The 13,020-nt window shown below is 71.4% G+C and carries 12 protein-coding genes; 11 read left to right on the forward strand and 1 reads right to left on the reverse strand.

Translation table 11 applies throughout. The features are described from left to right. From ADL05_RS23120 to ADL05_RS23170, 11 genes are all read left to right on the forward strand, one after another. The coding region (locus ADL05_RS23120; protein ID WP_156365990.1) for an acyltransferase domain-containing protein at nucleotides 1-1,309 on the forward strand (1,309 nt) is incomplete at its 5' end. 132 nt (nucleotides 1,310-1,441) lie between these two features. Next, nucleotides 1,442-1,735 (forward strand): WhiB family transcriptional regulator, encoded by a 294-nt coding sequence (locus ADL05_RS23125; RefSeq protein ID WP_053619110.1) that lies wholly within the window; start codon nucleotides 1,442-1,444, stop codon nucleotides 1,733-1,735. 37 nt (nucleotides 1,736-1,772) lie between these two features. Beyond that, complete coding sequence (locus tag ADL05_RS23130) at nucleotides 1,773-2,033, forward strand: hypothetical protein (RefSeq protein WP_053619111.1); 261 nt, start codon at nucleotides 1,773-1,775, stop codon at nucleotides 2,031-2,033. 25 nt (nucleotides 2,034-2,058) lie between these two features. Beyond that, a complete protein-coding gene (locus ADL05_RS23135; RefSeq protein ID WP_053619112.1) occupies nucleotides 2,059-2,985 on the forward strand; it encodes a hypothetical protein in 927 nt (308 codons plus the stop codon). 84 nt (nucleotides 2,986-3,069) lie between these two features. After that, complete coding sequence (locus ADL05_RS23140) at nucleotides 3,070-3,774, forward strand: SDR family NAD(P)-dependent oxidoreductase (RefSeq protein WP_053619113.1); 705 nt, start codon at nucleotides 3,070-3,072, stop codon at nucleotides 3,772-3,774. 28 nt (nucleotides 3,775-3,802) lie between these two features. Beyond that, nucleotides 3,803-5,641, forward strand: a complete 1,839-nt coding sequence (locus tag ADL05_RS23145) for a hypothetical protein (RefSeq protein WP_053619114.1) — start codon at nucleotides 3,803-3,805, stop codon at nucleotides 5,639-5,641. Then, nucleotides 5,638-6,873, forward strand: coding sequence for an AMP-binding protein (locus ADL05_RS23150; RefSeq protein ID WP_053619115.1), 1,236 nt, complete (start codon nucleotides 5,638-5,640; stop codon nucleotides 6,871-6,873). The genes ADL05_RS23145 and ADL05_RS23150 overlap by 4 nt, the downstream gene beginning before the upstream one ends. A 9-nt stretch (nucleotides 6,874-6,882) precedes the next feature. Beyond that, on the forward strand, nucleotides 6,883-7,827 hold the full coding sequence (locus ADL05_RS23155; RefSeq protein WP_053619116.1) for a phosphotransferase family protein: 945 nt from the start codon (nucleotides 6,883-6,885) through the stop codon (nucleotides 7,825-7,827). 168 nt (nucleotides 7,828-7,995) lie between these two features. Further along, complete coding sequence (locus tag ADL05_RS23160) at nucleotides 7,996-8,949, forward strand: ATP-dependent DNA ligase (protein WP_369800991.1); 954 nt, start codon at nucleotides 7,996-7,998, stop codon at nucleotides 8,947-8,949. A 657-nt stretch (nucleotides 8,950-9,606) separates the two neighbouring features. Next, entirely contained in the window at nucleotides 9,607-10,578 is a 972-nt protein-coding gene (locus tag ADL05_RS23165; protein ID WP_053619118.1) for a ParA family protein, read from the forward strand. Nucleotides 10,579-10,768: 190 nt separating this feature from the next. Further along, nucleotides 10,769-11,557: a hypothetical protein gene (locus ADL05_RS23170; protein ID WP_231640876.1), complete on the forward strand. Its 789-nt coding sequence runs from the start codon at nucleotides 10,769-10,771 to the stop codon at nucleotides 11,555-11,557. A 389-nt stretch (nucleotides 11,558-11,946) separates the two neighbouring features. Here the strand turns inward: ADL05_RS23170 and ADL05_RS23175 are convergent. Then, nucleotides 11,947-13,020 (reverse strand): tyrosine-type recombinase/integrase (locus ADL05_RS23175; protein ID WP_053619120.1); only part of this gene is annotated, 1,074 nt, incomplete at its 5' end.

Raw genomic sequence — 13,020 nt, forward strand, 5'->3', positions numbered from 1 at the left:
GGGCATGGGCGCCGCCCGCTACCGCCACGACGCGGACTTCGCGCGGTTCCTGGACGAGGCGCTCTTGGCGCTGCCCACCGCGGACTGGCACCCCCTCACCGCGCCGAGCCTGGACCGGCTCTCGACGGTGCAACGGGCCACCTGGGCGGTGCAGGTCGCCACCGCCCGCACCCTCACCCACCGCTTCGGCGCCCGCCCGAGGACACTGATCGGGCACTCCCTCGGCGAGGTCGCCGCCGCCCACCTGGCCGGAGCCCTGGACCTGCACGACGCCGCCCACCTGGTGCACGCCCGCTCCGAGCTGCTGGAGCGCATCGCCCCCACGGGCGGCATGATCGCCGCCCGCCTGGACGAGCACACCGCCGCCCAGATCGCCGCCGCCCACCGCCACGGCCCCGCCCGGGTCGAGGTCGCCGCCCTCAACACCCCCGCCAGGGTCGTGCTCACCGCCCCCACCGCCCTGTTGGACGAGCTGTGGGAGGACCTGGACGCCCGAGGCGCCGACCCGCGCCGCCTGCACGGGGCGCCCCCCGCCCACAGCGCCCTGGTGGAGCCGGTCCTGGACGAGCTGGCCTCGGCCCTGCGCGGGCTGCGCCGCCGCCCGCTGCACCCCGACACCACCCTGGTCTCCACCGTCACCGGCCACCCGGTGACCGAGGAGGACCTGGGCGCGGACTACTGGGTGGCCCAGCTGCGCGCTCCGGTCCGCTTCGCCGACGCCCTGGCCATCACCTGTCGGCACGGCCGCCACGTGGTGCAGGAACTCTCACCCCGCCCGGTGCTGACCGTCCCCACCGTGGAGATCCGGGCCTTCCACGGCCTGGCCGTGGACGCCTTCGCCCTGGCCGACCGCGACCCGGCGTGGGCGGCCGCCCACGCCCACGTCCACGGCGCCGACGTCACCTGGCCGCACACTCCGGCGGCCCCGGTGTCCCTGCCACCGCCCGACCAGTGGGCCGACCCCGCCCAGGACACCGGCACGCCGACCCGGTGGGCCGACCGGATCACCGCGACCGCCGGGTTCGACGCGGCGGTCCGGGACGCCGTACGCGCCGTCGTCGCCGACCTGGCCCCGGTCCAGATCGGCACCGGCCACGACGACACCCCACTGGAGCGGCTCGGCCTGCACAGCATGGACGTCCTCCAACTGCGCGGGCGCCTGCTCACGGGCCTGGCCGCCCCGCCCCGGGACCTGCCCGACCACCGGCCCACCATCGCCTCCATCGCCGCCGCACTGGCCGTGCTCATCACGGCCGAGCAGCGCCGCACCCCCAGAACCGGCTCACCTGAGCGCAGCCGCGCCGGGTGACCCCCTGACCGGTGGTGCCGCCGTCCGTCCCCCTGCCCCGGGAACGGCACCACCCCCTCAACCCGGCCGGGCCGCCCCCCGCGGCCCGGCCGGCCCCACCGCCGTGATCGGACCGACGACCAGGACACGCCAATGGACCACTCCGCACGACCCCGATGCGCCGCCGACCCCGACGCCCAGTTCGTCCAGGGCCGAGAGCAGAACCGCGCCAAACTCATCTGCCGGGGCTGCCCGCTGCGCACACCGTGTCTGGCCGAAGCCTTGGACGCCCGGATCGAGTTCGGAGTGTGGGGCGGCATGACCGAACGCGAACGCCGCGCCCTGCTGCGCCGCCGCAAAGAGGTCACCAACTGGCACGACCAGCTGACCCGCCAGGACCGCAAGCACGCACCCGTGACGGCGAGCGCGGCCGGTGAGGCGCCGTGACCGGGCTGCGCTGCCACCTGCCCGCAGGGGCGGGTGGGTGCGCTCCGACGACGCCGACCAGTACGCCGCCGCAGCCGCCCTGGACCGGATGCTCCCCCTGTGGTGGGTGTACTGGGCCCCCTACTGGCGCCGGTTCACCGCGATCTGGCAGGGCCCCGGCTCCGTGCCCGTGCAGGAGGCCAAACACACCCGCGACCTGCGCCTCGCGGCCCACCGCGCCCAGGACGCGGTGTTGGCCCCGCCCTCCCTGCGGCTGAGGGCCGGGCCCGCACCGCCCGCCCCCTGGGAACCGATCTGACCGCACCGACCGTGAAGGAGACCCTGTGACGACGACGCCGCGCGAGGTGACGTTGGTGTACACCAACGTGGAGTCCGGCCTGCGAGAGGGCCAGGACCTGGACCTGCTACCGGAGATCCTCGCCCCCACCCTGGACGGGGAAGCGCCCACCCTGATCGGGTTCTGCGAGGGCCGGTGGTGGGCCCGCGGCGGCCGGGCCCGCGCCGAAGTCGCCCGGATCCTGCGGCGCCTCTACGGCACCCACTACCAGGTCGAGATCGGCGGCATCCGGCGCAGCGACCACCCGCCCACGGTGGCCTGGCGCACCGACCGCCTGAACCTGCACCAGTGGTCAGCGCCGGGCAACGACGCCCACATGCACGGCCACAACACCGCCCGCTTCTCCTGGACCGACGACCCCTCGGAACAGGTGGCGCTACGCGTCCAGATCGCCCACCTGGACTACGCCAGCGGCGACCAGCGGCTCATCGAGGCCCAGACCCTGGCCCCCCAGGTCGACCCCGGCCTGACGAACATCCTCATGGCCGACTTCAACAGCGCGCTGGACGGCGCACACGCAGGAGACCGCGACTGGCTGGCCGTACCCCAGCACAAGCGCGGCGAGAAGGCCATGTTGATCCAGGTGAACGGGGTGTGGACGTGGGTGAAGGACACCCGTGCCCTGCGGGCCCTGACCGGACCCTGGGACGAGCTCACCCATAAGCGCCTGACCGACTTGGGGCCCGGCTACCGAGCGCTCGCGGAGACCGACTGGGAACAGCGCAACCGCCCCGCCTGCGGGCTCGCTGCGACCACCACCACCGACCAGGCCCTGCCCATCGACCACATCCTCGCCGACGACACGGTCGAGCTGCTGCCCCAGGGCTACGAGGTCCATCTGAACGAGCACAGCGACCACGGGGTCATCATCGCCCGCACCCGCCTCCACCCACGCCCAAGGGGCAGCCAGTGAACCCCCGTGGCCTGCGGCCGAGGCCGAACGCCACCCGCCTGCACCCGCTGGTGAGGGCGTACCAGCCCATACACGGGGAGTGCCATGCCTGAGCCTGGGCGCCGCGTCGCCGTCGTCACCGGGGCCGGGCGGGGGATCGGCCTGGAGATCTGCCGCCGACTCGCCCGCCTCGACCACACCGTCATCCTCACCGCCCGGGCGCGGGTCAGCGCCGAGCAGGCCGCCGCCGGCCTCGGGAAGGCCGCGCACGCCCTCCAGCTCGACGTCACCTCCCCCACCGGACCGGCCGCGGTAGCCGACGAGGTCGTCGACCGCTTCGGCCGCCTGGACGTGTGGGTCAACAACGCCGCCATCGTCGACGACGACGGCACCCGTCCGAGCACCATGGGCATGGACGCCATCGCCGCCGTGCTCGACACCAACCTGCTGGGCGCGTGGCGGTGCGCCCAGGCGGCCCTGCCCCACATGCGCCGTGCGGGGTACGGGCGCATCGTCAACGTCACCAGCACACTCGGGTCGCTGGCCTCCGTCACCGACGCCACCGACCCGGCGTACCGGGTCTCCAAGGCGGCCCTGCACGCACTCACCCGCGTCCTGGCCTTCGAGGCCGCGGGCACCGGTGTCCTGGTCAACGCCGCCTCCCCCGGCTGGGCCCGCACCGCCATGGGCGGCCCCGACGCCCCGCTCGCTGCCGACGAGGCTGCGGCGACCCCGGTGTGGCTGGCGACCCTGCCCGAGAACGGGCCCACCGGCGGCCTCTTCCACGACCGCCAGCCCTACCCCTGGTAACCCCCGACGAGGAAAGAGGTGGTGTCCGGTGATCCGGACGGACAGCTACACCGACCAGATCGACACCCGCAGGGACCTGCTCGCCGCGTTCAGCGCCTACGACCACAGCACCACGAAGGCCCTGGACGGCGACCAGGTCGACGGCCTACTCCTGCGCCTGCTACTCCGGCTGGGCGCCCTGTGTTCCCTGCACGGGCCCGACGTTCCCCGCCGCCTGGTCCAGACGGTGGAGCAGACCCCGGACCCGGAACTGTTCGGGGTGGTGAACGCCTTCCTGGAGTGCGGCCAGCCCGTCCAGGAAGGCGAGCAGGTGCGGGAGTTGCAGCAGGAGCTGCTGCACTTCTCACGGATCGTGGACCTGGGCGAGGCCGGGTTCGCCGCCCCGGCCCAGGACGGCATCAAGCGGCTGCGCCGCTCCCACCGCATCCCCGACTCGCTCAAAGTCCTCTCCGAGCTGCTGATCGTGGTCCGGGCACGGATGGCCCAGCGCGGCGCCCCGGTGGCCCTGCCGACGACCCGCCGCCCCGGCCTGGCCCGCACCGAAGTGGCCGACGCCCTCATCGCCCACCCGGCCGAGCACGCCGACCACGTGCTCACCGTTCGCTCTGCCAAGGCCCGTCCCCGCAAGCAGGCCTTGTACTACTTCACGCAGCTGTTGGCCTACCTCACCCCGGTGGAAGCGGCCACCGCGCTGTGCGCCTACCTGGCCGAGACCCCCAAGCTCGCCAGCGGGCTGGAACTCGCCCTGCTCTACGCGGCCCCGTCCGGACAGGTGGAGACCCTGCACTGGCGAGCCGACACCGTGGGTGCCGGGACTGTGTTCGACCGGGCCCTGGCGCTGCTGCCCGACCGGTCGACGGTCGCGGCTGCGGGGGCGTGGACCATCGGGGCACACACTGACGGCGCCGACGCGGCCGCCATCACCGTCGATGGGGCCCTCGCCCGCACCGTCGCCCTGGCCCCCGCCGGGCACGACGGCGTGGACCTGGACACGCTCACCGAGCAGGCCGCCGCCGTGATCAGCGCCTACCGGGGGCCGCAGATCCGCAGCATCGAGTGCGGCCACATCCACCTGAACCGCGACCTGGACCCCGACCAGGTCGCCGGCGCCCGCATCGGCGCCGCCGCCCGCGCCCACCTGGCCGGTGTCCAGGACCGGCCGCCCCTGATGACGCCCATGGTCGACGACGACCACGTCCTGGTGAAGCTGCGCCCCCGCGACTACACCGCGTTCCTCACCGAGCACCTGGACGGGGCGCCGTTCTCCCTGATCGTGGAGTCGAGTCCGATCGTGCGGGCGATCGCCTGCGCCCTGTACCAGCGGCTGGCCACCAGCGCCCGGAGCGCCGCCCTGGTCCGCCGCGGCGACAACCTGTTCGTCGAGCTGCCCGACGGCGTCTGTGAACTGTTCGAGGACCTCCCCGGCGCAGCCGTCACCGGCTGCGTGATGTTCGAGGTCGCGCTGCTGGTCTACCGCACCGACCCCGGCGCGTTCGACGAGTACTTCGACCACCGCTTCCCCCGCGAGGGCCACATCCACGCCGACGCCTGCGCGGTCCTGGACAGCGATGCCCCGCACGATGACAAGGTCGAGCGGCTCGCCCGCCTCTACGCCCCCTTCGCGCCGGTCACCGACCCCCGCACCCCGGACGAGGACTTCACCGCGTTCCTCCAGGCGTTCCTCGCCAGCCTGGCCGCGCCGGCCGGACACCTGAACGTGCTGGAGGACTACTACGAGGTCCAGCAGGACAAGGTCCGCGCCCTGCTGCGGTTCCTGGACATCCCGATCGCGCTGAGCACGCTGCACTTCAACACCCACACCGGCCGCACCCACCTCGCGCTCATGGAAAGGGAGAGTGAGCGATGATCGGACCGCTGCGTCTGGCGGGCGCCGCGCCGGTACCCGCCCCCCGGCTGCCCCGCGTGGGCCGGACACCCGTAGCAGTAGGCGGCCACGCCCAGCCCCTGGTCGCGGCCACGGCCGTCGAACTCCTACGCGCCCGAACCCCGGTGGTCCTGACCCCTACCCCCCGCGCGCACCCGGTGGCCCGCGCCCTGCTGTGGGACGGCCGGTGGTCCACCGTGTCCTCACCGGCCCCGGCGGACCCGCCGGAACCAGGGTGGGACGTGGCCTTCTACACCTCCGGCAGCACCGGCGCCCCGCGCCTGCACGCCTTCACCCTGGACCAGCTCGCCCTGGTCGTGGACTGGTACGCCGACATCTACCACCTCACCCCCGACAGCGTGGTGGTCACGTCCATGCCGACCACCTACAACTTCACGTTCGTGGCCGGGGTCCTGGCGGCCGCGATCACCGGAGCCCGCCTCGACCTGGCCGACGCCCCCGCCACGGTCCTGGACCGGGCGCGCACCCTCGCGGCCCGCCACGACCGGTGCGTGGTCCTGGCCAACCCCGTGGTCCTCCAACACGCTCACCCCAGCCAGCGGCTGCCCTCCAACGTGATCATCGACTCCGGGGGCGCTCCCCTGTCCACCACCGCCATCACCCACGTCCGCGAACTGGTCGCGGACCTGCGCGAGGGCTACGGACTCACCGAGACCGCGTCGCTGACCCACTTCGACGCCGAGGGCACACCGGACTCGCTCGGGACCGTGGGCACTGCCCTGCCCGGATGCGCCGCCACCACCGCCCCCGACCCGGCGGCGCCGATGGTGTCGGTGTCCGGGCCCGCCGTCGGCCGCGAGATCACCTCCGACGGCACCCCCGGACCGGCGCGCACGCACCTGACCACCACCGACCTGGGCCATATCGACCAGGCCGGGCGGCTGCGCCTGCTCGGGCGCCGCGGCGACGTCGCCGTCGCCGGGCTGTGGCCCCGCGACATCCTCGACGCGATCGGCCCCCTGCTGGGCACCCGGTGCGCCCTGGCGCGCCACCCCGCCCCCGACCGCGTCACCGTGCGCCTCCTGGGCGGCGAAAACCCCGTACCCGCCGACGATCTGCGGCGTAGGGTCAGTGATCTGACCGGTCTTCCGCCCCGCGCGGTGCAGGTCGACGTCGAGCCGCCGCAGGCCCTGCTGCACTCGCACAAGCTCCCCCGTCGCACCGCCCATCTGCCCGGTCCCACGACGACCTGAGGAGACGCGATGACCAACCCCGACCACCGGCTCGGCTGGGAGGACGTGCCCGACCACCTCACCGAGAAGTTCACGGCCGTGTTCGGGGCGCCCGTGGCCACCGAGCAGCGCCAGACTGGCGGGTTCAGCCCCGGCCTGGCCTCCCGGCTGGTCCTGGCCGACGGGCAGAGGGTCTTCGTCAAAGCGATCCACGAAGGGCGTGACCCGCACACTCCGGGCCTGTACCGGCGCGAGATCGAGGTGACCAAGACGCTGCCCCCCGCCGCGCCGGCCCCGCGGTCGCTCTGGACCTACGACGACGGCGACTGGGTGATGCTCGCCTTCGAGGACATCGACGGCCACACCCCGGCCCAGCCCTGGCAGCCCCAGGAACTGGAGCGGGTCGTGGCCACGCTCGCCGACATGGCCGACGCCCTCACCCCGGCCCCCGCCGACACGGTGCCGGCCACCGAGGACCTGGCCGTGCCCTACTCCTCATGGCGGCGGCTGAGCGCGGGCGAGGGTCCGGCCCGAGCCGAAGCGCTCCCGGACTGGGCGCGGGAGAACCTGCCGTTGCTCACCGACCTGGAGAAGGACTGGGCGGCCGCGGCCGCCGGTGACACGCTCGCCCACACCGACCTGCGCGCCGACAACATGCTCCTGACACCGGAGCGGGTGGTGCTCGTGGACTGGCCCTACGCCGTGGCCGGGGCGCCGTGGCTGGACCTGCTGATGATGCTGCCGTCCGTGGCCGCCTACAGCCCTCAGGTTGACCCCGAGCAGGTGTGGCGCGACTACCGTCACGCCGCCGGGGTCGACGCTGACGCCGTCAACGCGGTGCTCGCCGCGATCGCGGGGGACTACCTCACCCAGTGCCAGCAGCCCGACCCGCCCAACATCCCCACTCTGCGGCCGCACCAGCGCGCCAAGGGAGAGGCCACCCTGCGGTGGCTGCGCGCGCGGTTGAAAAGCTGACCCGCCGCACCCTCTGAGCCTCCACGTCCAGGCTCCGTCCATCTGCCCGGACGCGGGCTCAGGCCTCGCTCGACTCCAGAGTCGAGCGAGGCCTGTTTCGTTTCAGAGCGCAAAACCCCAGGTCATTGGTTGTCATCCGTGCCTGGCGGGCACCCTCCACATGTGGACGTGCCCGAGCCGATGTTGGCCCGCACCGTGACGACGCTACCGGTGGGGGAGGGCCTGCTCTATGAACCCAAGTGGGACGGCTTCCGCACGTTCGTGGCCACCGGACCAGCACGGATCTTCTCCAAGTCCCACCGACCCGTGAACCGCCAGTGGCCGGAGCTGGTGAAGGTCTTGGAGAGCCTGCCCGGAGGGCTGCTGTTGGACGGCGAGGTCGTGTGCTGGCTGGACGGCGGTCTCAACTTCGACGCCCTGCTTCGCCGCAACGTGGCCGGCCGGGACCGGGCCAGGGCGCTGGCGCGCGCCGAGCCCGCCCACTTCGTGGCCTTCGACCTATTGCGCATGGACGGCCACGACCTCTCCCGGCGCTCCCTCGCCTACCGTCGCGCGCGGTTGGAGGAAGTCTTCGACGCCGTCACTGACCCGCACCTTGATCTGGTTTGGCAGACGGACGACCCCGCGACCGCCCGGGAGTGGTTCGAAGGGCTGAGGGGAGTCGGCATCGAGGGGCTGGTGATCAAGGACAGCCGCCGTGCCTACAGTCCCGGCCGACGGCGGTGGGACAAGCTCAAGAGCAGGCTGACGACCGAAGCGATTGTCGGAGGGGTCGTCGGTTCAGTGCACATGCCGCGCGCGCTCCTGCTCGGCCGGTGGAAGCCGGAGGTCGACAAACTCGTCCTGGTCGGCCGGACCACGGACCTGGACGGCCACCAGCAGGCCGTGATCGCGGACCTGGTCCACAAGGCCGGGAGCGACCACCCGTGGCCGCCCACGTACACGCCTACATGGGGGGCAGACCGCGCACCCTACTCACGGGTCAGGCCTGAGCTGGTCGTCGAGGTGGAGCCGGACGTGGCCGTGTCACACGGACGGTGGAGACACCCGGTGAAGTACATCCGGCCCAGACCCGATGTGCAGCTCGGCGAAGTGCCGACCGGGCTGGACCTGGAGCGGTGAGCCGGTCGGCTCTCCGGTCCGGTATCGGGCGCCGACGTGGACCGGCCGCCGCCCGAAGCAGTAACTTCCAGCGGGCCCGGCTAGCGCGAGCGGCCGGGCATCACAGGCAGGACAGGAAATCCTATGGGCCTGGAAGTTGAGGAGTCTGCTTCTTCCCTCAGCCTGCCCGAGTGCTGATGCTTGCGCGCACCTGTTCGATGGTTCGATGCGGGGCCGGTAGCCGAGGTGCTCGTAGACCTCCAGGGCGGCGCGGTAGGAGGCCAGCGCCGCCTCCCGGTCGCGAGGCGTGCACTTCGGCGAGCGTGTCGTGCACGGCCGCCACCGAGTTGGCGTTCACCGACCCGCTCGACGGACTGAGACATGCCACGGCATCGTACTGCCCTGGAAAGTTTCCAACAGAGACGGCTGACTGCCTAGATGACTGGCTGAATGACTGGTTGACTGCCTGCCTGCCTGGCAGGCTGCATCCACTGTCAGGCAAGGGATCTGAGGCTTCTTATGTGAGCTGCAGGGAGAAAAACTCGAAGGAAACCTCCTCCGATACTCGCTCATAGCGCTGCGTGTTTCAGGTGGGCATCGGACGGATTAGGGGGTTCCTCGTCAGGGACACGGCGATAGCATCGGCCTGAGCCCGTTCCCCCTAGGAAGGATGCACACATGCCCACAGCGACAGTAGAAGTACCTGACCTGAGCACCGTCCGGCGCATCGTCGGTGAGTGGACGGAACGCCGCGAGGAGGACTTCGACGCGCAGGAGTTCTCCTGCAAGGTCATCACGATCATCAACGGCAAGGGCGGCGTGGGTAAGACGTCGTTCGCTGTCGCGTGGGCCGTCTACCTCGCAGGTATGGGCAAGAAGGTCCTCTATGTCGAACTGGATCCTCAGGGCAATGCGTGCGAGGACCTCGGAATCAACGGCAGTCCTCTCGACGACGACGGCCAAGCGCAGGTCGAGGCTGTGCTAAGTCAGAAGCCCTTCCAGCCCACAGGTGAAGCGCGCAAGGACCTGTGGATCGTCCCTGGCGGTCAGAAGCTCAGTCAACTGGTCACTGAGATGCACTTCCTCAAGCGGCTGACCGAATCGGGTACCGACCTGCCTTGGCAGTACCTCTACCTGTGCGCCCTGGAGCAGTGCGAGGAGGACTACGACGTCATCGTGCTTGATGTTGCACCCGGCGATGAGACCCTTCAGACGAACGCCCTCCAGGGTGCGGACGGACTCATCGTTCCCACTCGCTCGGATCCCAGTTCCCGCAAGGGGCTGCGCATCGTTGCCCAACGACTCGCTGAGGTGCAGGAGCACAACGACGTTCTCAGCTTGCTGGGTGTGGTCCTCTTTGCCACCAATACTTCGGCGACCAGAGTTCAGGAACGGTTGCGTGCGGAACTCGCCAAGGACCTGGGCGGTGCCAGCGACAAGGTGGTCCCTCACTCCATCCGGTACGTGGAGTCCGCTGCAGTCGAAGCACGACGACGTGGGAAGACGCCGAGCGAGCTGGTACGGGAGCGACCCAAGGGCGTGGCGATTGGGTCTATTCAGGACCTGGCTGCAGACTACGCCGCAGTGAACAGCGTGCTGATCACAGCGGTAGCACAGGTGAACCGTGAGATGAACACCCCTGAGGATTGAGAAAGCTGAGGCTATGGCTGCAAGTACAGATGACCCGCTAGCGCCCGACAACACCGTCGCGGAAGTATTCGGCGGGGGGCCTCGTCGCCGGCGCAAGAGAAACACAGCTGCCGCATCAAACCCAGAGACAGCAGAACCCACGCGCAGTGGGCCTGCGTCAGCACCTTCACAGGCCGCCTCCGCGCAGGAGGTGGAAAGCACGGCCGAGCCCCGGACGTCTCCCACACCCGACGAGCCGCCGACGCTTCCCACACCCGAGCTGAACAGCAAGGCGCAGACACCTGCTTCCGTTAACTCGTCACAAGAATCGGAGCCCCCTCCGCCTCAGGTACACCAGGCTCGCAACAACAGTGCTTCCTCGACCCAGGAACCCACGGAAGAGGCGCCGACCTCGCCTGTGGCGGCTGAGGTTGCTCTGCGCGATGAGGGCGCCGACGGCTCTCCGGAAACTGTTCAGCGCCGCGACCGCGTTCAGGAGGATGGGGAGGTCGGAAGGTCCAAGGAGCCTGACCTGCTCGATCTCACTGAGGATCAGTTGGAGGAACTGGCGGAGCAGCGTCTCGAACAGCAGGAGACGACTAGCCCGTTCACTGTCGACCTCGACGGTGGGTTGAAGCGGCGCTTGGACCGGCTGATCAATCGGAGCAAGCTGACGGGGCGACGCTTGACCATCACAGCCGTGGTTTTCGAGGGCCTAGAGAAGAACCGCGGACAGTACGGCGACGTGGTATCCGCGTGGCGCGAGGGGAAGACTCCCGTCACTGAAGGCAAGCTGTTCAGTCAGCCAGAGCACCGCCGTTGGTCGGGGCGCTCTGCAGAGGTGACCACGGCCACAATCACGGTACGTCCAACCTCACAGCAGCGTGCGCTCATTGAGAAGGCCGTGCTTCTGAGCGGCGCCCGCAGCCGGAAGGAGTTCGTTGAGGCGGTGCTGGACAGTGTGTTGCCGCAGCTGCCCGGTCGTCCCCGCAAGCTCTGAATACCCGAGCAAAGGGGCGACCCTGCGCACCTCGGTCCCTCAAAGCGTCGGGTGGGGCGCGGCTCCTCGTCCTCGCCCAACCTCTGCGGTCGTGCTCCGAAGGCCTGATGGCTCGGAGCGCGGCCGCCCCCGTGGCGTCGCCCACTTTGGCCCAGCCGTGCCCCCGTCGCACGGCCGACGCTGGCTGCGGCGCGGCCACGCGCCGCGCCGCGCCGAGACCACCTGATGGGTCGACCCGGCCTCGTGCGGACGGCTACGCCGACCCATTCACCGACATCGCCGCGACGTCCTGGCCGCGCTGCTCTACGCTGCGGTGCCCTGGTCGAGGCTGGCCCGGGCCAGGTTCACCAGTGGGCGCATGCCCATCCAGCGCTCTGTGTCGTTGAGGGTCACAGGATCCCCTTGATGGCGTTCTCCTGGTCGCCGAAACGGTTCGCCAGCTCGATGTATCCCTCCAGGGCGCGGCTCCCGGCGACGTGCCCGGACACCTGGCCGATCGCTTTGCGGTCCTTCCCGGCCTTGGCGCTCTCGGTGATGAACCCCCGCCGCACGGAGTGGCCGGTGAAGCGGACGTTGAGGCCGGCGCGCCGGCCGGCCTCGGTGATGATGGTGCCCACGGACTGCGGTGACAGGCCGGCGCGGGTCACGCTGCCGGTGCGGTGCATCCGGCGCAGCGCCGGGGTGTCCGGCTTGATGCCCGCGGCCTCCTTCCATTCCAGCCACGTGTGCACGGGGCACAGGGCGGGGTCGCTGCTGTAGGGCACGGCGACTTGGCGGGGGTGGGTCTTGGAGACCTCGACGTTGACGAGCATGCCTTCCTCGACCAGGACCAGGTCCCGGCCGAACAAGGCAGCTACCTCGTGGCGGCGGGCGGCGATGGTGAACGCCAACAGGACGGTGAACCGGTCGCGCAGCCCGGCCAGGGTGTTGGGGCAGGCCCGGGCGATGGCGCGCAGTGAGTCCAGGCGCAGGGCGGGGGCCTGGCCGCGGCCCCGGTCGGGTTCTTTGGCGGCCTTGGCCTCCTTGCTCAGGTCCTTGAGGAGTTCCCGGGCGGTCTCGGTGTACTCGGGCGGGATGACGGTGCCGTACTCGCGGCGCAGTGTGACGGCGAGTCCGGCGAGTCTGCGGTCGATGGTGGTCGGGGCGAGCGGCTGGCCCCTCTCGCCGCCCTGCTCCCACAGCCAGGCGACGTAGGTGCGCAGCAGACCGCGTCCGCCGGGTTGGTGTGCGGCGGCGGTGACCGGGACGCCGAGGGACTCGGTGAAGCGGACCCACGCCTTCCAATCCGAGGCGTAGGCGCGCCGGGTGTTGGCCGGGCGCTTCTGCGCGGCGGCGAGGGCGGCGGCGCGGTCGAGGCCCACCAGCCGCTCGGCCAGTTCCGGGCCGTAGTCGGCCGGCAGGAGAGCGCCGGGGGCTTCGGAGGGGGCCAGGGGGTGGGGGGTGGCGGGTTCGGGGGCCTGTTC

The organism is Nocardiopsis sp. NRRL B-16309 (assembly GCF_001279585.1).
Lineage (GTDB): Bacteria > Actinomycetota > Actinomycetes > Streptosporangiales > Streptosporangiaceae > Nocardiopsis.